The organism is Ruegeria sp. AP11 (assembly GCF_056535865.1).
Window position 1 is genome coordinate 510,305 of record NZ_JBQFJB010000001.1, and the last position, 24,865, is coordinate 535,169.

General features: G+C 60.2%; 26 protein-coding genes. 12 read left to right on the forward strand and 14 right to left on the reverse strand.

The annotated features are described in order from the left end of the window. Window positions 1-66 precede the first annotated feature (66 nt). Window positions 67-939 carry an S-methyl-5'-thioadenosine phosphorylase gene (locus tag ACR3E4_RS02665; protein WP_480535211.1) on the forward strand — a complete coding sequence of 291 codons (873 nt, stop codon included), beginning with the start codon at window positions 67-69 and terminating at the stop codon, window positions 937-939. Between the two features lie 2 nt (window positions 940-941). On the opposite strand, the gene ACR3E4_RS02670 is transcribed toward ACR3E4_RS02665, so the two are convergent. Then, window positions 942-1,799 (reverse strand): alpha/beta hydrolase, encoded by an 858-nt coding sequence (locus tag ACR3E4_RS02670; RefSeq protein WP_480535210.1) that lies wholly within the window; start codon window positions 1,797-1,799, stop codon window positions 942-944. A gap of 220 nt (window positions 1,800-2,019) precedes the next feature. Here ACR3E4_RS02670 and ACR3E4_RS02675 point away from each other — a divergent pair, with 220 nt between their 5' ends. Next, window positions 2,020-3,036, forward strand: coding sequence for a DUF418 domain-containing protein (locus ACR3E4_RS02675; RefSeq protein ID WP_480535209.1), 1,017 nt, complete (start codon window positions 2,020-2,022; stop codon window positions 3,034-3,036). Between the two features lie 52 nt (window positions 3,037-3,088). Then, window positions 3,089-3,718, forward strand: a complete 630-nt coding sequence (locus ACR3E4_RS02680; protein ID WP_480535208.1) for a LysE family translocator — start codon at window positions 3,089-3,091, stop codon at window positions 3,716-3,718. A 2-nt stretch (window positions 3,719-3,720) separates the two neighbouring features. Here the strand turns inward: ACR3E4_RS02680 and ACR3E4_RS02685 are convergent, their stop codons facing one another. Continuing rightward, entirely contained in the window at window positions 3,721-3,894 is a 174-nt protein-coding gene (locus ACR3E4_RS02685) for a hypothetical protein (RefSeq protein ID WP_480535207.1), read from the reverse strand. Between the two features lie 322 nt (window positions 3,895-4,216). Between ACR3E4_RS02685 and ACR3E4_RS02690 the strand changes: the two genes are divergently transcribed. Continuing rightward, the gene (locus ACR3E4_RS02690) at window positions 4,217-4,756 is read left to right on the forward strand and encodes an adenine phosphoribosyltransferase (protein WP_480535206.1); all 540 of its coding nucleotides are present in this window, start codon (window positions 4,217-4,219) and stop codon (window positions 4,754-4,756) included. Window positions 4,757-4,789: 33 nt separating this feature from the next. Here ACR3E4_RS02690 and ACR3E4_RS02695 read toward each other — a convergent pair whose 3' ends face one another. From ACR3E4_RS02695 to coxB, 11 genes are all read right to left on the reverse strand, one after another. Then, a complete protein-coding gene (locus ACR3E4_RS02695; RefSeq protein ID WP_480535205.1) occupies window positions 4,790-6,205 on the reverse strand; it encodes an FAD-binding oxidoreductase in 1,416 nt (471 codons plus the stop codon). 38 nt (window positions 6,206-6,243) lie between these two features. Further along, window positions 6,244-7,035 (reverse strand): MBL fold metallo-hydrolase, encoded by a 792-nt coding sequence (locus tag ACR3E4_RS02700; RefSeq protein WP_480535280.1) that lies wholly within the window; start codon window positions 7,033-7,035, stop codon window positions 6,244-6,246. A gap of 128 nt (window positions 7,036-7,163) precedes the next feature. Continuing rightward, window positions 7,164-7,748, reverse strand: a complete 585-nt coding sequence (locus ACR3E4_RS02705) for a GNAT family N-acetyltransferase (protein ID WP_480535204.1) — start codon at window positions 7,746-7,748, stop codon at window positions 7,164-7,166. Then, window positions 7,748-9,010, reverse strand: a complete 1,263-nt coding sequence (locus ACR3E4_RS02710; RefSeq protein ID WP_480535203.1) for a M16 family metallopeptidase — start codon at window positions 9,008-9,010, stop codon at window positions 7,748-7,750. Before ACR3E4_RS02710 ends, ACR3E4_RS02705 begins: the two co-directional genes overlap by 1 nt. Beyond that, a complete protein-coding gene (gene thrC, locus ACR3E4_RS02715) occupies window positions 9,007-10,395 on the reverse strand; it encodes a threonine synthase (RefSeq protein WP_480535202.1) in 1,389 nt (462 codons plus the stop codon). The genes ACR3E4_RS02710 and thrC overlap by 4 nt, the downstream gene beginning before the upstream one ends. Further along, window positions 10,392-11,069, reverse strand: coding sequence for an SURF1 family protein (locus ACR3E4_RS02720; protein WP_480535201.1), 678 nt, complete (start codon window positions 11,067-11,069; stop codon window positions 10,392-10,394). Before ACR3E4_RS02720 ends, thrC begins: the two co-directional genes overlap by 4 nt. Window positions 11,070-11,225: 156 nt before the next feature. Then, window positions 11,226-12,041 carry a cytochrome c oxidase subunit 3 gene (locus tag ACR3E4_RS02725; protein ID WP_480535200.1) on the reverse strand — a complete coding sequence of 272 codons (816 nt, stop codon included), beginning with the start codon at window positions 12,039-12,041 and terminating at the stop codon, window positions 11,226-11,228. 22 nt (window positions 12,042-12,063) lie between these two features. Next, window positions 12,064-12,639, reverse strand: a complete 576-nt coding sequence (locus tag ACR3E4_RS02730) for a cytochrome c oxidase assembly protein (RefSeq protein ID WP_480535199.1) — start codon at window positions 12,637-12,639, stop codon at window positions 12,064-12,066. Then, window positions 12,639-12,800 (reverse strand): hypothetical protein, encoded by a 162-nt coding sequence (locus tag ACR3E4_RS02735; RefSeq protein ID WP_480535198.1) that lies wholly within the window; start codon window positions 12,798-12,800, stop codon window positions 12,639-12,641. The genes ACR3E4_RS02730 and ACR3E4_RS02735 overlap by 1 nt, the downstream gene beginning before the upstream one ends. After that, window positions 12,797-13,747 (reverse strand): heme o synthase, encoded by a 951-nt coding sequence (gene cyoE / locus ACR3E4_RS02740; protein ID WP_480535197.1) that lies wholly within the window; start codon window positions 13,745-13,747, stop codon window positions 12,797-12,799. The genes ACR3E4_RS02735 and cyoE overlap by 4 nt, the downstream gene beginning before the upstream one ends. 84 nt (window positions 13,748-13,831) lie before the next feature. Then, window positions 13,832-14,743 (reverse strand): cytochrome c oxidase subunit II, encoded by a 912-nt coding sequence (gene coxB, locus ACR3E4_RS02745; protein WP_480535196.1) that lies wholly within the window; start codon window positions 14,741-14,743, stop codon window positions 13,832-13,834. A 176-nt stretch (window positions 14,744-14,919) separates the two neighbouring features. Here coxB and tldD point away from each other — a divergent pair, with 176 nt between their 5' ends. From tldD to ACR3E4_RS02770, 5 genes are all read left to right on the forward strand, one after another. Next, complete coding sequence (gene tldD / locus ACR3E4_RS02750; RefSeq protein WP_480535195.1) at window positions 14,920-16,341, forward strand: metalloprotease TldD; 1,422 nt, start codon at window positions 14,920-14,922, stop codon at window positions 16,339-16,341. A gap of 213 nt (window positions 16,342-16,554) precedes the next feature. Beyond that, window positions 16,555-17,679, forward strand: a complete 1,125-nt coding sequence (gene dprA / locus ACR3E4_RS02755; protein ID WP_480535194.1) for a DNA-processing protein DprA — start codon at window positions 16,555-16,557, stop codon at window positions 17,677-17,679. Window positions 17,680-17,859: 180 nt separating this feature from the next. After that, window positions 17,860-20,478 (forward strand): type I DNA topoisomerase, encoded by a 2,619-nt coding sequence (topA, locus tag ACR3E4_RS02760; protein ID WP_480535193.1) that lies wholly within the window; start codon window positions 17,860-17,862, stop codon window positions 20,476-20,478. A 91-nt stretch (window positions 20,479-20,569) separates the two neighbouring features. After that, window positions 20,570-21,274 (forward strand): CoA transferase subunit A, encoded by a 705-nt coding sequence (locus ACR3E4_RS02765; RefSeq protein WP_480535192.1) that lies wholly within the window; start codon window positions 20,570-20,572, stop codon window positions 21,272-21,274. Then, a complete protein-coding gene (locus ACR3E4_RS02770; RefSeq protein ID WP_480535191.1) occupies window positions 21,274-21,900 on the forward strand; it encodes a 3-oxoacid CoA-transferase subunit B in 627 nt (208 codons plus the stop codon). Before ACR3E4_RS02765 ends, ACR3E4_RS02770 begins: the two co-directional genes overlap by 1 nt. 43 nt (window positions 21,901-21,943) lie before the next feature. Here ACR3E4_RS02770 and ACR3E4_RS02775 read toward each other — a convergent pair whose 3' ends face one another. Beyond that, window positions 21,944-22,816 (reverse strand): lytic transglycosylase domain-containing protein, encoded by an 873-nt coding sequence (locus tag ACR3E4_RS02775; protein WP_480535190.1) that lies wholly within the window; start codon window positions 22,814-22,816, stop codon window positions 21,944-21,946. 351 nt (window positions 22,817-23,167) lie between these two features. Here ACR3E4_RS02775 and ACR3E4_RS02780 point away from each other — a divergent pair, with 351 nt between their 5' ends. From ACR3E4_RS02780 to cpaB, 3 genes are all read left to right on the forward strand, one after another. Beyond that, window positions 23,168-23,377 carry a Flp family type IVb pilin gene (locus ACR3E4_RS02780; protein WP_480535189.1) on the forward strand — a complete coding sequence of 70 codons (210 nt, stop codon included), beginning with the start codon at window positions 23,168-23,170 and terminating at the stop codon, window positions 23,375-23,377. A gap of 89 nt (window positions 23,378-23,466) precedes the next feature. Beyond that, window positions 23,467-23,679 carry a hypothetical protein gene (locus ACR3E4_RS02785; protein ID WP_480535188.1) on the forward strand — a complete coding sequence of 71 codons (213 nt, stop codon included), beginning with the start codon at window positions 23,467-23,469 and terminating at the stop codon, window positions 23,677-23,679. 151 nt (window positions 23,680-23,830) lie between these two features. After that, window positions 23,831-24,706: a Flp pilus assembly protein CpaB gene (gene cpaB / locus ACR3E4_RS02790; RefSeq protein ID WP_480535187.1), complete on the forward strand. Its 876-nt coding sequence runs from the start codon at window positions 23,831-23,833 to the stop codon at window positions 24,704-24,706. Window positions 24,707-24,865: the final 159 nt, after the last annotated feature.

Here is a 24,865-nt window from a genome sequence, read left to right on the forward strand (position 1 = left end):
CCACTTGTCAAAACGGGTTGTGGCCCGCAGAACTCTTTCAGCAGGAAATTTCAGCGGAGAGCAATCGTGACCCAAACAAAAATCGCCGTCATCGGAGGATCGGGCATCTATGACATCGACGGTCTGGAAAATGCCGAATGGGTCACGGTGGAAACGCCTTGGGGCGCGCCGTCGGACCAGATTCTGACCGGATCGCTGGGCGGGGTCGAGATGGCGTTTCTGCCGCGTCACGGACGCGGGCATGTGCATTCGCCGACCGAGGTGCCCTATCGCGCCAATATCGACGCGTTGAAACGGCTGGGGGCAACGGATGTGATCTCGGTTTCCGCCTGCGGGTCGTTTCGCGAGCAGATGGCGCCGGGGGGTTTCGTGATTGTCGATCAGTTCATCGACCGCACCTTTGCGCGGGAGAAGAGCTTTTTTGGCACCGGCTGCGTGGCCCATGTCAGCGTGGCACATCCCACCTGCCCGCGCCTGTCGGATGCCTGTGAGACCGCAGGCAAGGCGGCGGGCATCACCGTGCATCGCGGCGGCACCTATCTGGCGATGGAGGGGCCGCAGTTCTCGTCGCTGGCGGAATCGAAAATGTATCGCGAACACTGGGGCTGTGACGTGATCGGCATGACCAACATGCCCGAGGCGAAACTCGCCCGCGAGGCCGAGCTTTGTTATGCCTCAATCGCCATGGTCACCGATTATGACAGCTGGCACCCGGATCATGGCGAGGTTGATGTAACCGCCATCATCGCCACCCTGACCGGCAATGCCGAGAAAGGCCGGGCGCTGGTCAAAGGACTGCCTGCCCTGTTGGGGGCCGAGCGCGCGCCCTGCCCGCATGGCTGCGACCGGGCGCTGGAATATGCCATCCTGACCGCGCCTGAAAAGCGTGACCCGGCGTTGCTGGCCAAGCTGGATGCGGTGGCGGGCCGAGTGCTGTAACCTCAGTTCTGCGGCAGGTTCTTTTGAACCTCATCCCAAAGACCATGCGACCAGAGGTCGTTGTGAGTGCCGTCGGGGATCACATAGAGCTGCGCCGTGTCGGACATCCTTGCCAATGCCTCACCATGGTGCACGGGGATGGTTTCGTCTTCGGTCCCGTGGAAGATCAGCGTTGGCACGGTGATCTGTTCGATCAGGTCGCGTGTCGCGAACTGATCCTTCATCAGGGCTGACACCGGCAGCAACGGATAACGCTCGGCCGCGACGTCGACCGTGGCCGTGAACGGAGCCTCAAGCACCAGCAATTCGGCAGCCGGACGCTCGGCCGCGACGGCGGCGGCGATACCGGTGCCGAGGCTCTGGCCGTGCAGAACAACGGCTTTGCCTTCGCCGTCCAGTTTGTCGAACAGTTGGACCCCGTCCGAGATCAGCGCCAGTTCCGAAGGCTCACCTTCGCTGCCCGGAAAACCGCGATAGCTGGGCGCAAGCAGCCCATAGCCCGAGTTGAGAATTTCGCGCAGCCGGTCGGCGCGGTCGCCCAGATTGCCGCTTTGGCCGTGAAAGAACAGAACCGTCGGCGCACCGTCAACGGCGGCGGGCGCGGACCACGCGGTCAGAACCGTTCCGTCAGCCATCGGCACCGACAGCACATCGACATCCGCCAACCCGACCGCGCCGGGTTCGGGCAATTCGCCATCTGGTTTGTAGAGCAGGGATTGCTGGTTGAAGTACATATAACCAAGGATGCCCGCATAGATTATTGCCCCGACCAGCAAGAGGCTGAGCAGCGCCCCCTTGGCGCGTTCAAAACCGGTGCGCACCGCGCCTGTGGGCGGCTCTGCGTGTTGTGTCTGGGCCATCGACCTCTCCTTTCGTTAACCCCGAGTTTGGGGGGAGCCGGGCTGGTTTCAAGGCGCAAAGGCAAAGCTTCATCCAATCTTAAACCTGTTGCCGCAACGCCAGAGCCTGCAGCTTTTGCAGGTCGGACAGTTGAATTACAGCCTTGCCGCGCCATGTTGACGCTGATTATCAACGCCAGGACAACCCCTTAGCTGTTGCCCGATCAGGATTAGGAAGCCGATGAAACGACTCGACGCCCTGGACGCCGCGCGGTTTCTGGCCTTTTGCGGCATGGTTCTGGTGAATTTCCGCATCGCGGCGCAGGTTGCGCCAGGTACCGACTGGGCCTCGGCCCTGATCAACGCGCTCGAGGGGCGGGCGGCGGCGTTGTTCGTGGTGCTGGCCGGGATCGGCATCGGATTGTCACGCATCACGCCCGGTCTGTTGCTGCGGCGGGCGGCGTTTCTGTTTGTGATCGGCCTGATCAACATGACGGTGTTCGACGCCGATATCCTGCATTTCTACGCGCTTTATTTTGTGGTCGGGGCGGCGTTTCTGACCACTTCACCGCGCGGCCTGTGGCTGGGGGCGCTGGGTATTGAGACCCTTTCGGTGATCGCCAATCTGGTCTTTGACTATGAACAGGGCTGGGACTGGCAGGCGCTGGCCTATACCGACCTCTGGACCCTGCCCGGCTTCCTGCGCAACACGCTGTTCAACGGCTGGCATCCGGTGCTGCCCTGGGCTGCTTTCCTGCTGATCGGAATGGCCATCGGGCGGTCTGAAATTCATACGCTGTGTATTCAGCACCGGTTAATCATGTGGGGCTTTGGCGCGGCGGTGCTGGCGATGTTTCCGCAGATGATGACCTCGGACCCGGAGCTGGTGGCCTATCTGGGGACCGAATCCATTCCGCCGGGGCCATTCTATATCCTCACTGGGACCGGGACGGCCTGCGTGGTGATCGGGCTGCTTCTGAAACTCTGGCCCGTGATCGAGCGCAGCCGGATCGCGCCCTTTCTGACCGCGCCGGGACGGCAGAGCCTGACGCTTTATATGGCGCATATCCTGATCGGGATGGGCCTGCTGGAGGAAGCCGGGTTGCTGGACGGATCGCTGAGCGCGCCGCAGATCGTTGGATATGCCCTGCTGTTCTGCGCGCTGTCTTCGATCTTCGCCCTGCTCTGGTTCCGCAAATTCAGTCGCGGACCGTTGGAGGCACTGATGCGTCGTGTGACCGAACGCGCAAAGGCTTGACCTTGCCGCCGCAGCGGGGCTTGGTGTGGGAAACGTTCCGATAGGATGCCCCATGTCGCCTGAACTCTGGCTGGCCTTTGTCGCCGCATCAACCGCCTTGCTGCTGATCCCCGGCCCCACCGTGTTGCTGGTGCTCAGCTATGCGCTGTCGAAAGGACGCAGCGTTGCCGTTGCCTCGGCCACCGGGGTTGCGCTGGGGGACCTTGTTGCGATGAGTGCTTCGCTATTGGGGCTGGGGGCGCTGGTGCTGGCCTCGGCCACACTGTTTTCAGTGCTGAAATGGGTGGGCGCGGCCTATCTGGTGTGGCTGGGCATAAAGCTGTTGCGCAGCGCGCCTGCAGGCGGGTTGCAGGCGGTCGAAACCGCGCGTGATGTCACCGCCCGCAGCGTCTTTGGCCATGCCGCCGCCGTGACCGCGCTGAACCCGAAATCCATCGCCTTTTTCATCGCCTTCGTGCCGCAATTCCTACGCCCGGCTGACCCGCTGGGCCCGCAATTCGCCATTGTGATTGCCACCTTCGTTGGCCTTGCCTGGCTGAATGCGCTGGCCTATGCGCTGCTGGCGGACAGGCTGCGCCAGATGATCGGACGCGCAAGCGTGATCACCGCGATGACCCGGTTTGGCGGGCTGACCCTGATCGGCATGGGCATCGCCACAGCGGTCCTGCGTCGCCCGGCCTGACGTCAGCTTTCGGCGTTTTCCTTCATGAAGCCCCGGATGAACCGGCGGATTTCGCGCGCGGCGGAGGTATCCAGTTCCCGACACAGCTCGACAAAAGCGTCGCGTTCATCCTTATCCAGACGCAGGACCAACTGGCTGTTTTTCTTTGTGGATTTCTTCCCATCACTCTTGGTCACGCGCCTTGACTCCGTTCAAACCTTGACTTTCACCGCAATTATTTGTATATACATTGCATTGCAACTGTAGATATTTCGCACATAACAATAAACGGGGATTAACGCAATGAACCTTCATGTCGCGCACGCTTTTCTTCTTCGGGATCAACGCAACTGGCGCAAACCGCACCTGTCTTGGCTGCCGAGAACGCTCTATCGCTATTATGCGCTGCCCAATCCCATGCGCAGCCGCCACAAGTAGCCGCAGGGGCTAAAGTTTTCTTGCATGACCGGACCCGATGGGCCAAACACCGCCGCGTGTTTGATGCCAAAGGGGTGGCCCATGTCCAGAAACAAAACGGTCAAGGATTACATTCGGACCATCGTCGATTTCCCGCATGAAGGGATCATGTTCCGCGATGTCACCACCCTGTTTGCCGACCCGCGCGGGTTCCGCATGGCAATCGACCAGATGCTGCACCCTTATGCGGGCGAGCGTATCGACAAGGTCGTGGGACTTGAGGCCCGCGGCTTCATTCTGGGTGGCGCCATCGCCCACCAGCTGAGCGTCGGTTTCGTGCCGATCCGCAAGAAGGGCAAACTGCCCGGCACCACGATCTCTCAGGACTACAAGCTGGAATATGGCGAGGCCATCGTGGAAATCCACGATGACGCCATTCAACCGGGTGAGAAGATTCTGGTTGTCGATGACCTGCTGGCCACCGGTGGCACCGCTGCGGCCGGTATCAAGCTGATCGAACGGCTGGGGGGCGAGATCATCTCATGCTCTTTCATCATCGATCTGCCTGAATTGGGCGGTCGCAAAACATTGGAAGAGATGGGCATGGATGTGCATATCCTGTGCGAGTTCGAGGGGCTCTGACCTCTCGAACCGCCCCTCTAGGCCGGGCCGCGTTCAATCCGGTAGTACGGCCCCCGGATTCATGATCCCGGCCGGATCAAGCGCCGATTTGATGGCACGCATCGCGCTCAGCCTGACCGGATCGCCATAACGCCTCACGTCTTCCGTCTTCAGACGCCCGACACCATGTTCGGCACTGACCGAGCCGCCAAACGCGTGCACCAGATCATGCACCGCGCGTTTGACTGCGGCCCGCTGCCCAACAAACTCGGCCCGATCATGCCCCGGCGGCGGGAAGGCGTTGTAGTGCAGGTTACCGTCGCCCAGATGCCCAAAACAATTCACCCGGAACGGCCCCAGCGCCGCCACGACTTTGTCACTCTGTCGAATGAACTCTGGGATATCCGAGATTGGGACCGAGATATCGTGGCTGGACACGGACCCGATCAGCCGGTTGGCCTCGGGGATGTTTTCGCGCACGGCCCATAGTTCGGCCCGTTGCGCCTCGCTCTGGGCAATCACCGCGTCGCTGACCAGCCCGCGCGCCTCGGCAGCCTCATAAGTCGTTTCAAGAACATCTGACGGGTCCTGCCCCTCTGACAAGCCCAGCTCGATCAGGACAGACCATTCGGGCTGATCCGCGAAGGGTTGCCGGACATTCGGCAGAACCTCGGTCAGGAATTGCAGACCCTGCCGGTGGATCAGTTCGAATGTGCTGACAGCCTCGCCCACTTGATCGCGCGACAGGGACAGCAGATCAATCGCCGCCTCGGGGGACGCTACCCGGAACATCGCCGTTCCGATCGCCTTGGGTTGCGGGTACAGCTTCAATGCCGCCGCGGTTATGATACCCAGCGTGCCCTCGGACCCGATCAGCAGGTTGCGCAGATCATAGCCGGTGTTGTCCTTGCGTAACCGGCTCAGCCCATGCCAGATCTCGCCATCGGGCAGAACCGCCTCAAGCCCCAGACACAGATCGCGCGCATTGCCATAGCGCAGCACATTCACCCCGCCCGCATTGGTGGCCAGATTGCCACCGATCCGGCAGGAACCCTGCGCTGCCAGAGACAAGGGGAACAACCGGTCGGCCTGTTCCGCCGCGGCCTGTATGTCGGCCAGAATCGCGCCGCCCTCGGCAATCAGAATGTTCTCGGTCGGATAGATGGCGCGGATCGCGGTCATGCGCTCCAGCGAGATGATCAGCGGCATGGGACCGTCGGCCAGAACCTGACCACCCACCAATCCCGTCCCTCCGCCATAAGGCACGACCGGCACCCTGGCCTCGGACGCACAGCGCACCAGCGCCGCGACCTCCTCGACCGAGCGTGGCAGCGCCAGCAAGCCCCCCTTGCCGACAAACCGGCGGCGCGGCTCTTCGAGATAGCGCTGCTCCAGCGGTCGCAGCACATCGCCGCCAAGCGTCTCACGGATCACACGGGCAAAGGTTTCATCAGCAGGGTTCAATTCCATGCCTTATCCCTGCCAAAGGCGCTGACTCGCGGCAAGTCTTATTCCAGCTCGATCAGATATTGCGGCTCCAACACCACCACCGTGGGTCGGTCCGGCAAGGTCCGCAGCGAGACAACAATCTCGGACCCGCCATCGCGCTGCACCGGAAAGGTATCGCGGATATCCACCAGAAACCGCTCCAGCGAAAAGCCCGAAAACCAATGCATCGGTATGATCACCGAGCTTTTCAGCCGCTTCAGCACTTCGATCATCTCGGGCAAGGGCATCGTCGTGCCGCCATCCACCGCCGCCATGACCACATCCAGCCGCCCCAAAGCCGCAAATTGCGCGTCCGAGGGGATATGGTGCAGATGTCCCAAATGCCCGATGCACAATCCCTCGACCTCGAACACGAATATCGAATTCCCGCGTTCCTCGACCCCGCCATAGGCTGACCGGATATCTGTCGAGACATTGCGCACCAGCATCTCACCCAGATCAAGGTAATGTTCGATCCCCTGCCCGAACTCTCCCCAGCCCGGCAACACATACGGAATGGCCGGATCAGGATATGCCGTCCAATGGGTGCTGTGCGCATGGTTCATGGTCACTACGTCCGGGATCAGATCGGCACCACCAATGAAACCGGTAAAATCCGTGACCGCGTTCAACCCGCCCTGCGTCTGAATCAGAAACGACGCATGCGCGACATAGCTGATGCGCACCGAAAATTCGGGCACCGGATCCTGCCAGGCAGCTTTGTGCAGAAATTCGACCCCGGGTGCCGCATCCGCGATGGCGATGCAATGGCTGGGCCGCCGCTCCTGCGCCACCGCCCCGTCTGCAAGCATCATCAATCCCGCAACAACCCACCGCATGACCGAAATGTAGCGCAGAACGCCGCCAAGTCATGCCCCTTGTTCATCTGGCCCAAAATATCCCGGGGGAGCCGCGGCTTGCCGCGGCGGGGCAGAGCCCCCTACCCCGCGTCGGTCCTGCCCCGCCGATCGGATCGCAAACAGGCATACAGCACATGCGTCCGCCACCGCCCGTTGATCTGCAGATAGGACTGCGCCACACCCTCATACTTGAACCCCGAGCTTTCCAGCAACCCGCGCGAGGCCTTGTTTTCGGGCAGGCACGCGGCCTCGATCCGGCTCAGGTCCAACCGGGTGAAGGCATGATGCACAACCGCCCCGATGGCCTCGCGCATGAAACCCTGCCGCGCATAGGCCTCGCCGGTCCAATAGCCCAGCGTCCCCGCCTGCGCCGGACCCCGTCGCACGTTATCCAGCGTGATCGCCCCCAACAGCACATCATCGCTGCGGCGGAACAGAAACAGCGGAATCGCCGTGCCGCCCGCCACCGAGCGCTGCGCCCAATAGACCCGGTTGGTAAAGGACTTGCGGCTCAGATGATCCCGGGCCCAGACCGGCTCCCACGGAACCAGATAGTCCTTTGAGGCGCGCCGCAATGCCGTCCAGTCGTTGAAGTCGGAATGTATGGGCGGCCGCAGCGTCAGGCGCTCGGTTTCAAGTTTCAGCTTGCGTCTGCCCAACAGCATCACGCCGCACGCCTCTCCTGCAACTCCGCCAATGTTGGCGCGCCCGAAACCGGGCCGTAGAGCGCCAGCGCCGCCGGGGCCTGCACCGCCATCTGTTCGGCGAAGGCGCGTACATCCTCGGTGCTGACCGCATCGATCTTGGCGACGGTATCCTCAAGCGAGGGCACCCGGCCCCAGATCTGCACCAGCCGTGCCAGACGCTCGGCCCGGTTCGACGGGCTTTCCAGCCCCATCAGCATTCCGGCCTTCATCTGGGCACGGGCACGGGCGACCTCTTCTGCGCTCATGTCCTCGGCGGCACGCTTCATCTCGTCAATGGTGATCGCCGCCAGTTCCGCAACCTGATCCGCCGAGGTTCCGGCATAGATCGTGGTTGTCCCGGTGTCCGCGTATGCCCCGGTCTGGGCGAAGATGGTATAACACAGCCCGCGCGTCTCGCGCACTTCCTGAAACAGACGAGAGGACATGCCGCCGCCCAAGGCGGTCGAGTAAATCTGCGCCGTATAGATCGCATCATCGCGATAGCCGGGGCTTTCCAGCGCCAGCGCGAAATGCGCCTGCTCCAGCTCTTTCTCCTGCCGGGCTTCGCCACCGGTGAAGCGCGCCGTTTCGGGGATCAGCCCTTTGCGTGATTGTAGATGCCCGAACATCTCTTCGGCCATTTTCAACAGCGCGTCGTGATCCACAGCGCCCGCCGCAGACAGGATCATCTGTTCCGGGCCATAATGTTCAGCGACAAAGCCAGATAGGTCTTCGCGGGAAAACGCGCTCACCCGCTCGGTCGGCCCCAGAATGGTGCGGCCCAGGGGCTGGTCATGATAGCTCTGCTCCTGCAACCAGTCGAAAATCACATCATCGGGCGTGTCATAGGCCTGACCGATCTCCTGCAGGATCACACCGCGTTCGACCTCAATCTCGCGCGGGTCGAAAACCGGGTTCAGGACGATATCGCCAATCACATCCATTGCCAGCGCCACGTCGTCTTTCAGGACGCGCGCGTAGTAGGCTGTGACCTCGCGCGAGGTATAGGCGTTGATATAGCCGCCCACATCCTCAATGGCCTCGGCGATTTGCAGCGCGGAACGCCGCTCGGTTCCCTTGAAGGCCATGTGCTCAAGGAAATGAGCGATGCCGTTCTGTTCGATCCGCTCATGCCGCCCGCCTGCGGTCACCCATATGCCGATGGCAGCAGATTGCAGCCCCGGCATATGTTCACTGACGATCCGAAAGCCGTTCTTCAGTTGATCTTGTCTGACAGTCACTCGGCGATATGCCTTCTGATATGATCCTCGATGGCGCCCAGATCGTTGGCGATGCGGGTCACCCGTTCCAGACGTTCATACAGATCAGACATGCGGGATGGAAGAGGCGGATGTTCGCCACTCGCCTTCTCGACCGCAGCCGGGAATTTCGCCGGATGCGCGGTGGCCAGCGTGATCATCGGCGTGTCGGCGGCGCGGTGGTCTTCGGCCACCTTGATGCCCACGGCGGTGTGCGGGCAAACCAGTTCGGCGCTATGCGCCAGCGTCGATTTGATGGTGGCCAGCGTTTCGTCTTCGGACACACGGCCCGATTCGAACTGCTCGCGCAGCGCCTCCATCGCACCCTGGCTAACGTTGAAGCCGCCGGTCTTCAGCTCCTCCATCAACTGCGCCACGGCGCTGCCATCCTCGCCATAGGCATAATACAACGCCCGTTCAAAGTTCGAGCTGACCTGAATATCCATCGACGGGCTGATCGAGGGGATGGTGTCACCCTTGAAGTACCCCTGCCCCGAGAGGCACCGATGCAGGATGTCGTTCTGGTTGGTCGCCACCACAAGCCGGTCGATGGGCAGGCCCATGCGTTTGGCGATGTAGCCTGCAAAGATGTCGCCGAAATTGCCGGTGGGCACAGTGAAGCTGACCTTGCGATGCGGCGCGCCAAGGCTGACAGCGGCCGAGAAGTAATACACCACCTGCGCCAGCACCCGCGCGAAGTTGATCGAGTTCACACCGGCCAGTTTCACCCCGTCGCGGAAGTCGAAATCGTTGAACATGTCCTTCACGGCGGCCTGACAATCGTCGAAATCGCCATCCACGGCCAGCGCATGGACGTTGCTGTCCGCAGGGGTGGTCATCTGGCGGCGCTGCACTTCGGAGACACGGCCATGCGGGAACAGGATGAACACATCCACCGCATCCAGCCCCCGGAACGCTTCGATCGCAGCCGAACCGGTATCGCCGCTGGTTGCCCCCACGATGGTCACCCGGTCGCCGCGCCGTTTCAGGGCCACTTGGAATAGCTGACCAATCAACTGCATGGCGAAGTCCTTGAAGGCCAGCGTGGGGCCGTGGAACAATTCCAGCAGGAAGTGGTTCTCGTTCAGTTGCTTCAGCGGCGCGCGGGCGTCGTGGCCAAAGCCCTCGTAGGCGCGGGCGATGATCGCCTTGAACTCGTCCTCGGCAAAGGAACCGCTGACATAGGGCCACATGACGCGGAACGCGATTTCCTCATAGGGCAGACCGGCCAGCGCGGCGATGTCATCCTGGCTCAAAACCGGAATCTCGGCGGGCAGATACAGGCCGCCGTCACGGGCCAGCCCGGTCAGCATTGCCTCTTCAAAACTCAGTTCGGGCGCCTGCCCGCGGGTCGAGATGTATTTCATGTCGCGTCACTCTCAGAATTGGCACGGCTGCGCCACAGGAAGTACCCGGTCATGGCGGCCCAGACCAGAGCCAGACCAAACCAGGTGATTGCATATTGCAGATGATCGTTGGGGATGCCCGCTGTATCGACCGGCAGCGGCGTCACGTTCGGGTCGGTTTCGGACCGCGCAATCAGCAGCACCGGCTCAGTCCCCAGGGCCGCCGCCAGCGCGGGCACGTCACGGGCGAACCAGATGTTGCTGCCGATATCGGGTTCGGGCGTGTAGCCATCGACCTCATCGGGCCAATGCAGATTGCCAGTGATCTCCATAGGGCCTGCCAAACGATCCGCCTGTTTGGCGGTGGTCGGCACAAAGCCGCGATCCACCAGAATGGTCCGGTCAGCAGTGTGAAATGGCTGGATGATGCGATATCCCGCACCCACCTGCTTTACCGAGACCAGAACATGAATTTCGTTGGGTTCCAGTTCACCGGAAATCGTCACAGGCAGGTATTTATCTCCGGCCTCGGACACCTGCGGCGGCAAAGCGACCGGATCGGCAGAAATGCGGCTTTCGATCTCGGCCAGAACCTCCTGTTTCCACGCCAGCCGCTGCACTTGCCAAAAACCCAGTGACAGCAGCACGCCCAAACCGGCGACACCGAAAATCAGCAGGAACAGAATGCGGCGCATGGCGGGATCAGACCTCTTAGCAGGAACCGGCGTCTTGTTAAGGGGGGCGCGGGTCGAATTGCAACCACGCAATTGTATCGGGCGCAATCTTGCGCCCCGAATAGAGAAAAAGCCGCCCCATAGGGCGGCTTTTGCAATTGGATCACCTGACCGGCGTTACATCAGCGGAGCTTGACCCCAGATGTAAACGGCGAAGAACAGGAACAGCCAGACAACGTCAACGAAGTGCCAGTACCAGGCTGCGGCTTCGAAACCGACATGCTTCTCGGGCGTAAAGTCCCCTTTCAGGGCGCGGATCAGACAGACCGTCAGGAAGATGGTACCGATGATCACATGCGCGCCATGGAAACCGGTCGCCATGAAGAAGTTCGAATAGAACTGATCACCGCCGAATTCCCAGCCCCCATGGGCCAGCAGTTCATAATATTCAAAGCCCTGCAGGAAGGTAAACGCAACACCCAGTGCGATACCGATGGCCAGACCCTGTACCAGCGCCTTGCGGTCATTGTTGTGCACCAGCGCATGGTGTGCCCAGGTGATCGCACAACCCGACAGCAGCAGAACCAGAGTGTTGATCAGAGGCAGGTGAAACGGATCAACCGCATGGATATCCGGCTGGATGTATTCCGTCCCGGCATAGTCGTACATCGGATACATGCGATGTTTGAAGAACGACCAGAACCAGGCAAAGAAGAACATCACCTCGGACATCACGAACAGGATGAATCCGTAACGCAGGCCGATACGCACGACCGGCGTATGATCGCCGGCGCGGCTTTCGGCCACCACTTCGGACCACCATGCGAACATGGTGTAAAGGACACCCACAACCCCCATCCAGAAGATCCATGGGGTGGTTCCGTGCATCCACAGCACGGCCCCGAAAAGCATCACAAAACCGCTGACGGCGCCGATCAGCGGCCAGATCGAGGGGTTCAGAATGTGGTAGTCATGGTCTTTAGCGTGTGCCATCAGCGTCCCTCACCTACAGGCGTTAGTTCTTGTTGGTCTCTGCCTGCACGTCGAGGGCGGCATAGCCTTCGGGCAGGTCAATTTCATAGAATGTATACGACAGAGTGATCGTATGCACATATTTGGCTTCCAGATCGTCGACAATTTCGGGATCGACGAAGAAGGTCACCGGCATCTCAACCCGCTCACCGGGTTGCAGAACCTGTTCTTCAAAGCAGAAACAGGCAATTTTCTGGAAATATCCGCCCGCCGAATATGGCGCCACATTGTACGAGGCCTGTCCGGCGATCGGGCGGTCTGTCGGGTTGTAGGCTTCGTAGAAGGCCAGACCCGTTTCGCCGATGCGCACTTCCATCTCGCGTTCGACCGGCTTGAATTCCCACGCCATGTCCTTGGCTTTTGACGCGTCAAAGCGCACGGTGATGGTGCGGTCCAGAATGTCCTCGGGCGCGGTCTCGGCTACGCCGGTGGTGCCGCCAAAGCCAGTAACGCGGCAGAACCAGTCGTAAAACGGCACCGCCGCCCAGGCCAGGCTGCCCATCAGGACTACCACGCCCACGGTCTGCGCAACCGTCTTCTGAGGCCCCGTCAACGCCATCAGTTCTGCACCTCTTGTGTCGCCATGTTGAAATCCGTGTTCGAAACTTTGACGATCGTCAGTCCGAAGATGATCACGATAAATGCGGCCAGCGTCAGGCCAACGCCCAGATTGCGGCTGAACCGGCGTTGATGCAGCTCGTGGCTTTTACGCAGGCTCATGACCAGCCTCCCAAACCATAGGGTTTCAACAGTGCCTCTGCCAGAATCGCGCCGAAATGCAGGAAGAGATACAGCAGCGACAATTTGAAGAAGCTGCGCTCCGCCCTGAAGTTGTCCGCTTCCGAATCGTCCTCGCTGCGGCGGGAAATCTGCCAGGCACCGCGCAGGAACAAGGCGTTCATCACCATCGCCACGGTCAGATAAATCGGCCCGCCGATACCCGAGAAAGAAGTGCCCACAGCCAGCAGCGCCAGCAGCGCCGTGTAGACAAGGATATGCCAGCGCGTCGCGCGGCGCCCGTGGGTTACCGTCAGCATCGGCACGCCCGCATCGTCGTAATCCGAGCGCATGAACAGCGCCAACGCCCAGAAATGCGGCGGCGTCCACATGAAGGTCAGGGCAAACATCAGCCACGGCTCAAGCGTCATTGATCCGGTGGCCGCAACCCATCCGATCACCGGTGGGAAAGCACCAGCTGCGCCACCAATCACGATGTTTTGAGGCGTCGAACGCTTCAGCCACATCGTATAGACGACGACGTAGAAGAAGATGGTGAAGGCCAGGAACGCGCCTGCGAACCAGTTGGTCGCAAGGCCCAGCATGATCACCGAAAGACCGGACAGAGCCAGCCCGATGGCCAGCGCCTCACCCTCTTCGACCTTACCGGACGGGATCGGGCGGCCTTTGGTGCGCTTCATCACCCGGTCGATATCCGCATCCCACCACATGTTCAGTGCACCGGATGCGCCGCCACCGATGGCAATGAACAGGATAGCGCAGAAGCCCACGACCGGATGCACGGAAACCGGAGCCGCCAGCAGACCAACCAGCGCCGTGAACACCACAAGCGACATCACCCGAGGCTTCAGCAGGGCGAAAAAATCGCCAAAGCTGGCCTCGTCCGCCTGAGCGGTCGCTGTGCTGGCATTGATGCTTGCGTCAGTCATTTCCGGTCCTTCTGAGGCGAAAGCCGCGCGATTGCCCGCGCAGCTTACCTGTCATCCTGGGCAGTCGCGCCGCCCTGATCGCGCTTACTTGGACGCGACCTGATAGCTTTGCGGCAGGCCCGCATATTCTTCGATCGCGCCCTGCAGCCATTCTTCATAGGCTTCTTCGCTGACCACTTTCACAGTGATCGGCATATAGGCGTGGTCCTTGCCGCACAGTTCCGAACACTGACCGAAATAGATGCCCTCTTTCTCGGCCTCGAACCACAGCTCGGCCAGACGTCCGGGCACACCGTCCTGTTTCACGCCGAAGGACGGGATCGCCCACGAGTGAATCACGTCCGACGCGGTGACCTGCATAACGACGATTTTGCCCACTGGCACAACCACGGCAGTGTCGGTCGCCAGCAGCCATTCGTCATCGCTGTAACCGGCATCCGCCAGCTTGGCGCGCATTGCGTCATCCAGAACAAACGGCGTGACATCAGCATCCGCCGCGCGCGCGCCCTCGTCCAGAGTTGCCGGATGACCCAGCAGATAGCTGTCGAAGGCAAAATCGTGATCGACATATTCGTAAGTCCAGTACCACTGGTTGCCGACCACTTTGATGACCACGTCGCCTTCGGGAATTTCCTGCTGCTTGAACAGAACCGGCAGCGAGAACGCACCGATGAAGACCAGAATCAGGATCGGACCCAGGGTCCATGCAATCTCGACCGGGGTGTAGTGCGAGAATCGCGCCGGTGTCGGGTTGGCGCGCTGGTTGTAGCGCACGATGCAATACACCAGCAGGGCCGCAACGAAGATACAGATTGCGGTGATGATCACCAGAATCATGCCGTCCAGTCGCTGGATTCCTTCGGCGAGGCTGGTCGCCGCAGGCTGAAAGCCCAGGCCGCCATCGACCGGCTTGCCAATAATTTCAAGCTCCTGAGCCATGGCGGGAAGGCTGGAGAGGGCTGTCATAAGCCCCGAAAGCATCAAAGCATTCTTCATGTTCTGTCCTGATCGTTTGATCTTTACGTCCCTGGCGAAAAGATGTGAATCGGTCACACCTCACCCGTTGTCTTTGGCCGCGTTAAAAACCATATTCCTGCGGGTAGATAAAGCAAAATGCTTGCGTCAAACAGACGCTATTTTTGATCTGGATCAAATGCGAAAGGCCGCAACCCATGTCTCAAGCTCCGTTTCGCCCTTTTGAGAGCGCTCTGCCGCATGACGAAGCACTGACCGTTTTGCGCTCGGCCACCGCCGGGGCCGAAGACGGAGAGCTGTTTGTCGAGCGCCGGAAATCCGAGTCTCTGGTGTTTGATGACGGGCGTTTGAAGACTGCCTCATATGATGCCTCCGAAGGATTCGGGCTGCGTGCGGTGCAGGGCGAGGTTGCGGGCTATGCGCATTCCACCGATGTCTCGATCCCGGCGCTGAAACGCGCTGCCGAGACGGCCCGGCTGGCCGTTGGCGATGGCGGCGGCACGCTGGCCGAAGCTCCGAAACCCACCAACACGCGGCTTTATACGGATGAAGACCCGATCGAGACCGCCAGCTTCCCGGTCAAGGTCGAAACCCTGCGCGAGATTGATGCCTTCGCACGGGATCTCGATTCGCGCGTCGTTCAGGTCAGCGCCACCATCGCTGCCGCCGTGCAGGAGGTCGAGATTCTGCGCCCCGATGGCGTGCTGGTGCGTGACGTGCGCCCGATGACCCGCGTGAACGTCTCGGTGATCGTGGAACAGAATGGCCGTCGCGAAAGCGGCTCGGCCGGTGGCGGAGGGCGCGTTGGACTGAGCGGGCTGATCGACCCCGCCGACTGGCAAGACAAAGCGCGTGAGGCGCTGCGCATCGCGCTGGTCAACCTCGAGGCCATCCCCGCCCCTGCCGGAGTGATGGAGGTGGCGCTTGGCCCCGGCTGGCCCGGCATCCTGCTGCACGAAGCCATCGGCCACGGGCTGGAAGGCGATTTCAACCGCAAGGGCAGTTCGGCCTTTGCCGGGTTGATGGGCCAGCAGATCGCCTCAAAGGGCGTGACGGTTGTGGATGACGGCACCATTGCGGATCGGCGCGGCTCGATCACCGTGGATGACGAGGGCACGCCGAGTTCGCGGACCGTGCTGATCGAGGACGGCACTCTGACCGGTTACATGCAAGACCGCCAGAACGCGCGGCTGATGGGTGTCGCGCCCACCGGCAACGGGCGGCGGCAGAGTTATGCGCATAAACCGATGCCACGCATGACCAACACGATCATGCTGGGTGGTGATGCCGACCCTGCGTCTTTGGTCGCGGATATCAAGGACGGTATCTGGGCCGTTGGCTTTGGTGGCGGTCAGGTGGACATCACCAACGGCAAGTTCGTCTTCTCCTGCACCGAGGCCTACCGGGTCGAAAACGGCAAGATCGGCGCGCCGGTCAAGGGCGCGACGCTGATCGGAGACGGGCCGTCGGCGTTGAAACGCATTCGGGGCCTGGGTAATGACATGGCGCTGGACCCGGGAATGGGCACTTGCGGCAAGGACGGGCAATGGGTGCCGGTCGGGGTCGGCCAGCCGACCGTCCTGATGGATGGGCTGACCATTGGCGGCTCGGCTACCTGAGTCGAGCGCAAATATAAACGGGCACGAGGTTAACACCGTGCCCCTCACGCATTTGTAAAGCGGCAGATTGAGAATTATTTTTCTGTTCTATATCAATAATATAACTGAATGCGTCAGAACAAAATGATGACAAATCACATCTAAATTTCCGCGATTTACAGGCTGTTAACCCCGAATCCGATACACCGGTTCTGCAATCAGGCGGAGCATCGGATGACCGAAGAGCAGCTTTCTTCCAATCACCCCCCACTCCCACCCACCACGGAAGAGGACCGGTTTTCCTGGCTCCGTCTGTTGCGTTCACGCAAGGTTGGTCCGGCGACGTTTCGTCGGCTGCTGCGCGAACATGGCTCGGCGCAGAACGCGCTGGCCGCGCTGCCGGAAATGGCGCGCGCTGCCGGAATAGAAGGGTATGAAACCTGCCCCCCCGGCGTGATTGAGGCGGAACTCAAGGCCGCAAAAGCCGCAAAAGCGCGGCTTTTGTGCCTTGGGGCCGCTGACTTTCCCGACGTCTTGAACGACCTGAGCGATGCGCCGCCGTTGCTGTGGGCCGTCGGCGACGTGTCGCTGCTGCAAAAACCCGCAATCGCAATGGTTGGCGCCCGTAACTGTTCGTCACTGGGCGCGCGCATGGCGCGAGGATTGGCCACGGAATTGGGCGGCAAGGGTCATGCCATTGTCTCGGGCCTGGCGCGCGGCATTGATACCGCCGCGCATCTGGCATCGGTCGAGACCGGCACCATCGCGGTCATGGCGGGCGGAGTTGATGTTGTGTATCCAGCAGAGAACACCGATCTGGCTCAGGACATCGCCCGCAGGGGCCTGCGCCTGTCCGAGCAGCCCATGGGCGTCACCCCGCAGGCCAGACATTTTCCGCGCCGTAACCGCATCATCTCGGGGCTGGCGCGCGCGGTGGTGGTGGTCGAGGCCGCAGCCAAGTCTGGCAGTCTGATTACAGCCCGCGATGCCCTCGATCAGGGGCGCGAGGTGCTGGCCGTACCCGGCCATCCCTTCGATGCACGGGCTGCGGGGTGCAATCTGTTGATTCGCGACGGGGCGACGCTTGTACGTTCTGCCGACGATATTCTTGAAGCGCTGCCGATACAGGCCGACCTGTTTACCGAACCCGATACTGCGATTGCTGCGCCCAAACCCACTCCTGTGCAGGCCATTCATACGCAGATACTGGATCGGCTCGGCCCCTCACCTATCGCAGAAGATCAATTGCTGCGCGATATCGCGGCAACGGCAGGTGAATTGGGCCCCGCGCTGGTCGATCTTGAGCTTGAGGGACGAATCCAGTGTCAGCCGGGCGGGCTTTTGTCTCTGGCGAGTTGATCGGGCAACAGAGAACTGCAGACGCACTGACGGGCAGCTGGCATGAAAATGGCCCATAATACACTGAAATAACGCCGCTTTTCACGCGACGAAAGGAACGCATTGACAATTCCTTCCTGCCCCACACATTTTGCACCACCATAGAAGGCGCCCAAATCGTCGAGCGAGGTTTCCCCTTAAATGCCCGTAGTTGTTGTAGAATCTCCGGCCAAAGCAAAAACAATCAATAAATATCTCGGCCCCGACTACACGGTTCTGGCCTCTTACGGCCATGTGCGGGATCTGCCGCCCAAGGACGGATCGGTCGATCCGGACGAAGAATTCTCGATGAAATGGGAGGTCGGTAATGACAGCCGCAAGCATGTCAAGGCCATCGCCGACGCGCTGAAAGAAGACAACGCCCTGATCCTCGCCACCGACCCTGATCGTGAAGGCGAGGCGATCAGCTGGCACCTGCAGGAGGCGCTGACCAAGCGCCGCTCGATCAAGAAGGACACGCCGGTCAGCCGGGTGACCTTCAACGCCATCACCAAGGACGCGGTGACCGAGGCGATGCAGAACCCACGTCAGGTCGACATGCCGCTGGTCGAGGCTTATCTGGCCCGCCGCGCGCTGGACTATTTGGTCGGGTTCAACCTGTCGCCCGTTTTGTGGCGCAAGCTGCCGGGGGCAAAATCCGCCGGACGCGTGCAGTCGGTCTGCCTGCGCCTGATCGTCGAACGCGAGATGGAGATCGAGGCGTTCAAACCGGTTGAATACTGGTCGGTCCGCGCCCTGTTCGAAACGCCGCGCGGCCAGACTTATGAGGCACGGCTGGTCACGCTTGCGGGTAAAAAGCTGGACAAGCACGATCTGGCCAATGCCACGCAGGCGGAACTGGCAGTGCAGGCCATCACCAGCCGTGCGCTGTCCGTTACCTCGGTCGAGGCCAAGCCTGCAGCACGCAACCCCAGCGCGCCCTTCATGACCTCAACCCTGCAACAAGAGGCCAGCCGCAAGTTCGGCATGGGCGCCCGCCATGCCATGCAGGTGGCGCAGCGGCTGTATGAGGCCGGATACATTACTTATATGCGAACCGACGGCATCGACATGGCGCCCGAGGCCGTGGCCGCCACGCGGGACGCGATTGCCGATCGTTACGGCAGCGAATACGTGCCCGACAGCCCGCGCATGTACAAGAACAAGGCCAAGAACGCGCAGGAAGCGCATGAATGTATCCGTCCGACGGATATGTCGCGCGACGCCAAAGCGCTGAAAGTGACCGATGAGGATCAGCGCAAGCTGTATGATCTGATTTGGAAACGCACCATTGCCTGTCAGATGGCCGCCGCCCGCCTGGAGCGCACCACGGTCGAAATTGGCAGCGAAGATGGACAAGTCGGCCTGCGCGCCACCGGGCAGGTCGTGCTGTTCGACGGCTTCATGCGCGTCTACGAGGAAGGCCGCGATGATGTGGCCGATGACGACGAAAAACGCCTGCCGCAGATCATGCAGGGCGATCCGGCGCGATTTGCCAAAACCTCGCTGAAGGATCAGTTCGCCAAAGCCGACGACAAGGCCGCGATCCTGTCCGACAACGAAGCCGTTCTGGCCCTGCAACACCATACCCAGCCGCCGCCGCGCTATACCGAGGCGACCCTTGTCAAGCGGATGGAAGAGCTGGGGATCGGGCGTCCCTCGACCTATGCCTCGATTGTGACCACAATTCAGGATCGGGAATATGTGCGCAAGGACAAGAACCGTCTGATCCCCGAAGAAAAAGGCCGGATCGTTACAATCTTCCTGCTGAACTTCTTCCGCCAATACGTGGGCTATGAGTTCACCGCCAATCTGGAAGAGCAACTGGATGACGTCAGCGCTGGGGACCGTGATTACAAGGACCTGCTGGGCAAGTTTTGGCGCGATTTCTCGGCCGCCATTGGCGAGACATCGGAACTACGCATTTCCGAAGTGCTGGACAAATTGGACGAGGCGCTGGCCCCGCAGCTGTATCCTCCGCGTGAGGATGGCTCGGACCCGCGTGTCTGCCCGAAATGCGGCGTGGGGCAGCTTCACCTGAAAACCTCGCGTACTGGTGGATTTGTGGGCTGCGGCAACTATCCTGAATGCACCTATACCCGCCCTATCGCTGGTGAAGGGGCCGAGGGTGATGAGCGTCTGCTAGGTGAGGATGCCGGAGACGAAATCTGGCTGAAATCCGGCCGCTTTGGCCCTTATGTCCAGCGCGGTGAGCCGACGCCCGAGAACAAAAAGCCGCCGCGTGCGTCTCTGCCCCGCGGGTGGAGCAAGGATGACATGGATCTGGACAAGGCGCTGACGCTGCTGTCCCTGCCCCGCCAGATCGGCGAGCATCCCGAGGGTGGCATGATCAGCTCGAATTTCGGACGGTTCGGTCCTTATCTGATGCATCAGCTGCCCGAGGAAGCAAAGCCAGTCTATGCCAACCTCAAGGACCCAAACGATGTGTTCGAGATCGGCATGAACCGCGCGGTTGAAATGCTGGCCGAAAAACGCGCCAATCCGGGGCGTGGACGCAGGGCCGCTGCCAAGCCGCTCAAAGAGCTGGGCGAGCATCCCGATGGCGGCGCGATGCAGGTGCTGGACGGGCGTTACGGGCCGTATGTGAAATGGGAAAAGGTCAACGCGACCATTCCCAAGGACATCAAGCCCGAGGACGTGACGCAGGAAATGGCCATCGAATTGGTCAACGAACGCGCGGCCAAGAAGGGTACTAAGAAAAAGGCGGCGCCGAAAAAGAAGGCTGCAGCCAAGAAAACCACCAAGAAGGCGGCGGGTTAGGTAGAAATACCACCACCCTCTTGGATTCATTGACTTCCCAATGACGTGGCGGCACAACCTGCCCATCACCATGTCATTGGGGGAGTTTTCCATGAAGAAAGTCTATGCCAATGCCACCGAGGCGCTCGATGGGGTGCTGTCGGACGGCATGCTGATCGCAGCGGGCGGGTTCGGCCTGTGCGGTATCCCGGAGCTGCTGCTTGAGGCCATCAGGGACTCGGGCGTCAAGGATCTGAGCTTTGCGTCGAACAATGCGGGCGTCGATGATTTCGGCATCGGCATCCTGCTGCAGACCAAGCAGGTCAAGAAGATGATCAGCTCTTATGTCGGCGAAAACGCTGAATTCATGCGCCAGTATCTGAGCGGAGAACTGGAGCTGGAGTTCAACCCGCAAGGCACGCTGGCCGAGCGGATGCGCGCCGGTGGCGCTGGCATCCCCGGTTTTTACACCAAGACCGGTGTGGGCACGGTGATCGCGGACGGCAAAGAGCACAAAGACTTCAACGGCGAGACCTATATCATGGAGGAAGGCATCTTCGCTGACCTCGCTATCGTGAAGGCGTGGAAAGCGGATGATACCGGAAACCTCGTGTTCCGCAAAACCGCGCGCAACTTCAACGTCCCCGCTGCGACCTGCGGCAAGATCTGCGTGGCCGAGGTGGAAGAGATCGTCCCGCGCGGCTCGCTGGACCCCGACGGCATCCACCTGCCCGGCATCTATGTGCACCGCATCATTCAGGGCAGCCACGAAAAGCGCATCGAACAGCGCACCACCCGCAAGAAGGAGGACGCATAATGCCCTGGGATCGCAATCAGATGGCCGCGCGCGCGGCGGAAGAGCTGGAAGACGGCATGTATGTGAACCTCGGCATCGGTATTCCGACGCTGGTGGCGAATTATGTGGGTGACAAGGACATCACCCTGCAATCCGAGAACGGTATGCTGGGCATGGGCCCGTTCCCGTTCGAGGGTGAGGAAGACCCCGACCTGATCAACGCGGGCAAGCAGACGATCACCGAACTGTCGCGCACCTCGTATTTCGACAGCGCTACATCCTTTGCCATGATCCGGGGCGGCAAGATCGCCGCTGCGATTCTGGGCGCGATGGAAGTGGATGAGAAAGGCGATCTGGCCAACTGGATGATTCCCGGCAAGCTGGTCAAAGGCATGGGCGGCGCCATGGATCTGGTGGCCGGTGTCGGTCGTGTCATCGTCGTGATGGACCACACCAACAAGCACGGCGATTCCAAAGTTCTGAAGACCTGCACCCTGCCCCTGACCGGTCAGGGCGTTGTTGACCGCATCATCACCAATCTGGGCGTACTGGACGTGGTTGAAGGCGGGTTGAAGATTGTCGAACTGGCCGATGGTGTCAGCGAAGACGACATGCGCGCGGCGACCGAAGCAACAATCGTCGGCTGATCTGACTGAAACAAGTAAAGGGCCCGCTTTCAGGCGGGCCTTTTTAATTCAGGGTCTGAAAGACGCAGGGGTCCGAGACGAACTGAGGCGTCGTCGTGCACAGCGCGCTCGCAACCTGAAACGCGGCGAGGACTTTGGGCACATAATCCCGAGTCTCGGCATAGGGCGGCACTCCGCTGTGTTTGTGCACGGCCCCCTCGCCTGCGTTATAGCCCGCGAGGACCAGAATCGGGTCCCGCCCGAACTCTTCCATCAGCCAGTGCAGATACCGCACCCCGCCTTCGATATTCTGTTCAGGCTTGAAGCTGTCCTTCACTCCAAAACGTTCTGCGGTGGCTGGCATCAGTTGCATAAGGCCCTGCGCGCCTGCCGAACTTACCGCTTCGGTCTTTCCGGCCGATTCCACCGAGATCACGGCCAGCACCAACGCCGGAGATACGTTGGTCCCTACCGTCGAACGCAGGATATCGGTCCCGCGCTGTTTCACGATTTCCTGCATGGCCTGCAAGCGCGGCGCAGCGATACCCGTCGCGGTCAGTGCCTGAACGGCTTCGTGCAACCGCCCGGCATTGGCCTGCGCCAATTCCGGCGACACCCGATTCCAGAATGCCTTGTACGATCCGACAGGTTTATCAACAGCGGCCCCGGCAATTCTGGGCGATGTCGAGGCTGGAACCTTGGCGGGTGTCACATTTTCGGGCACCTCCAACTCGACCCCGGTGCTGGGGGCCGATGGCGCGTTCGCATGCTGTTCAGGTGTGATCTGAATGGTGACGCGCACACGCTCACCCGGCTTTGGAGCCGAGAGACGCTTATACACGCCGCGTGGTTCCTGCTCAGTCGCGGAGACCAGTGTTGCACCCGTCATCAGCAACGCCGCTGCGCCGGCGCATAGGAATGCGTCCCGGAAATACATTTGCCTGCCTCGATTTTTATCTTTTGAAACAGTTTGAACCCCAGAACGGCTCACAACACCAGAAAAACAAAGCGAATTGGGGCAATTTCGCCTCATTTGCCGCTATTTTGCATCGCATGAAGCGGGTAATCACAAAAAGGGATGATTTTTTACCTTTTTCTTTCAGTAGGTTATCAAATTTATCATCAAAAAGTTAAGCTTTGAGTGAAAAAAATTAGGATTGGCCCAATTCCTGCCACGCACAAGGGTCAAACATATATCCATGCCGAGACGATCGGGAGCGGACTGAGAGAGAAAGCTCTGGAAGACGCCGAGGTTATTTACTTTTTGATCCTTTAGGAGGGACGTAACATGATCAAGTTCATCAAGAACTTCCGCAAAGACGAAGACGGCGCCGTAACTGTAGACTGGGTCGTTCTGACCGCAGCCGTCGTAGGCCTGGCAGCTGTTGCATACAACGCAATCGGCACCGGCACTCAGAACGTGTCCGCCGAAGTTGGCAACGCACTTGGCACGGTCGCGACCAACACCCAAGATCCGGACGTGAATTTCTCGGAATAATAGCTGCGCTATCGTAGTTTGATTGTGGTGGGGTCTAGCTTTCGACGGCTTGGCCCCACTTTCTTTTTACTTTGCGCCCGGTTATTCTGATGTGGAAAATGATCAAAAATTTTGTACCGAGTGAGGATGGAGCTGTAACGGTTGACTGGGTCGTGTTGACGGCTGCAATCGTCGGTCTTGGCGTCTTCATCGGTTTAAATATCGCACAGCCAGTCAACGACATTGACGAGCGGACGGGCCAGGCGCTGACGAGCGTTGATGTCCAGGAAGTCACTGTAAACTTCAGTCCTTCGAGTGAGTGATCGAATGCACCATTATTGGCGCAAACGTTACAGGCTGGGGCAAAATCAAATATTGTCCCCCTTTTCGACACAATTCACATTTATGCAAATCTAGTCTCACCACAAAGTTCACGGTGGGAAGAACTAACTAAAGTAATGCGAGGGGACGTAGATGCGCGCAGTATTTGGACTTGTCCTGATTGTCGGAGTGGTATTGGCCGGTGGTGCCGTGTATTTGGCGCGAGACTACATCACGCAGCATCAGGATCAACTGGCACGCGAGCGACAAGCCGCGCGGGATGCGCTGGCGAAAGTGAATACTGTAACGACTGTCGGCGTACTGGTTACTACCAGAGCCCTGAAATACGGAGAGCGTCTGGCCGATGAAGATGTTCGAGTCGTTCACTGGCCAGAAGATGCGATCCCGGAAGGCAGTTTCACCGATATAGCTGTCCTATTCCCGGAAACCGGCGAAAAGGACCGATTTGTATTGCGCGCCATGGAAAAGGATGAAGCGGTGATGGAGGTCAAGGTGACCAAACCCGGCGAATCCGCCGGCCTCACCTCGCAGCTTGAAAAGGGAATGCGGGCATTTGCGATTAGCGTCGATGTCGCATCAGGCGTATCAGGCTTCCTGCGTCCCGGGGACAATGTCGATGTCTACTGGACCGGATCGCTTCGCGGAACGGCTGATAGTGAGCGCGGCGAGATTACACGTCTCATTCAAAGTAAAATTCAGTTGATAGCCGTCGATCAGATCGCCGGATCGGACATCACTGGTGCAACAATTGCGCGCACGGTTACCGTATCCGCAACCCCGGAACAAATCGCTGCTCTGGCTCAGGCCCAAAACACCGGTCGCCTTTCGCTGGCCCTGGTCGGTGCCCAGGATGACGCGGTCGCAAGCGCAATCGAAATCGACCAGCGTAAATTGCTTGGAATCAAAGAAGTCGCGCCTGAACCGGTGGCGCAGAAGAAAAAGGTCTGCACCATTCGAACCCGTCGCGGCAGCGAAACCGTCGAGACGCCGATTCCTTGCACAAACTGACGCCAATTCAGTCTGTTACAACCCAAAGGCCGCGCCGGATGCGCGGTCTTTTACGTTGCGATGTTGCGCATTCTCCACATAAAGAAAATTCCAGAAACCATTGATTATTGCAATAAAACCGGTTTTCGCGCAGGGTTTACCGATAGAGGGCATAAGACC

Coding starts and splice junctions, on each gene's coding strand:
- ACR3E4_RS02670 (WP_480535210.1), bottom strand. CDS start 1,799: ATGGCCCAGACACAACACGCAGAGCCGCCCACAGGCGCGGTGCGCACC.
- ACR3E4_RS02675 (WP_480535209.1), top strand. CDS start 2,020: ATGAAACGACTCGACGCCCTGGACGCCGCGCGGTTTCTGGCCTTTTGC.
- ACR3E4_RS02680 (WP_480535208.1), top strand. CDS start 3,089: ATGTCGCCTGAACTCTGGCTGGCCTTTGTCGCCGCATCAACCGCCTTG.
- ACR3E4_RS02690 (WP_480535206.1), top strand. CDS start 4,217: ATGTCCAGAAACAAAACGGTCAAGGATTACATTCGGACCATCGTCGAT.
- ACR3E4_RS02695 (WP_480535205.1), bottom strand. CDS start 6,205: ATGGAATTGAACCCTGCTGATGAAACCTTTGCCCGTGTGATCCGTGAG.
- ACR3E4_RS02700 (WP_480535280.1), bottom strand. CDS start 7,035: ATGCTTGCAGACGGGGCGGTGGCGCAGGAGCGGCGGCCCAGCCATTGC.
- ACR3E4_RS02705 (WP_480535204.1), bottom strand. CDS start 7,748: ATGCTGTTGGGCAGACGCAAGCTGAAACTTGAAACCGAGCGCCTGACG.
- thrC (WP_480535202.1), bottom strand. CDS start 10,395: ATGAAATACATCTCGACCCGCGGGCAGGCGCCCGAACTGAGTTTTGAA.
- ACR3E4_RS02720 (WP_480535201.1), bottom strand. CDS start 11,069: ATGCGCCGCATTCTGTTCCTGCTGATTTTCGGTGTCGCCGGTTTGGGC.
- ACR3E4_RS02725 (WP_480535200.1), bottom strand. CDS start 12,041: ATGGCACACGCTAAAGACCATGACTACCACATTCTGAACCCCTCGATC.
- ACR3E4_RS02730 (WP_480535199.1), bottom strand. CDS start 12,639: ATGGCGTTGACGGGGCCTCAGAAGACGGTTGCGCAGACCGTGGGCGTG.
- ACR3E4_RS02735 (WP_480535198.1), bottom strand. CDS start 12,800: ATGAGCCTGCGTAAAAGCCACGAGCTGCATCAACGCCGGTTCAGCCGC.
- cyoE (WP_480535197.1), bottom strand. CDS start 13,747: ATGACTGACGCAAGCATCAATGCCAGCACAGCGACCGCTCAGGCGGAC.
- coxB (WP_480535196.1), bottom strand. CDS start 14,743: ATGAAGAATGCTTTGATGCTTTCGGGGCTTATGACAGCCCTCTCCAGC.
- tldD (WP_480535195.1), top strand. CDS start 14,920: ATGTCTCAAGCTCCGTTTCGCCCTTTTGAGAGCGCTCTGCCGCATGAC.
- dprA (WP_480535194.1), top strand. CDS start 16,555: ATGACCGAAGAGCAGCTTTCTTCCAATCACCCCCCACTCCCACCCACC.
- topA (WP_480535193.1), top strand. CDS start 17,860: ATGCCCGTAGTTGTTGTAGAATCTCCGGCCAAAGCAAAAACAATCAAT.
- ACR3E4_RS02765 (WP_480535192.1), top strand. CDS start 20,570: ATGAAGAAAGTCTATGCCAATGCCACCGAGGCGCTCGATGGGGTGCTG.
- ACR3E4_RS02770 (WP_480535191.1), top strand. CDS start 21,274: ATGCCCTGGGATCGCAATCAGATGGCCGCGCGCGCGGCGGAAGAGCTG.
- ACR3E4_RS02775 (WP_480535190.1), bottom strand. CDS start 22,816: ATGTATTTCCGGGACGCATTCCTATGCGCCGGCGCAGCGGCGTTGCTG.
- ACR3E4_RS02780 (WP_480535189.1), top strand. CDS start 23,168: ATGATCAAGTTCATCAAGAACTTCCGCAAAGACGAAGACGGCGCCGTA.
- ACR3E4_RS02785 (WP_480535188.1), top strand. CDS start 23,467: ATGTGGAAAATGATCAAAAATTTTGTACCGAGTGAGGATGGAGCTGTA.
- cpaB (WP_480535187.1), top strand. CDS start 23,831: ATGCGCGCAGTATTTGGACTTGTCCTGATTGTCGGAGTGGTATTGGCC.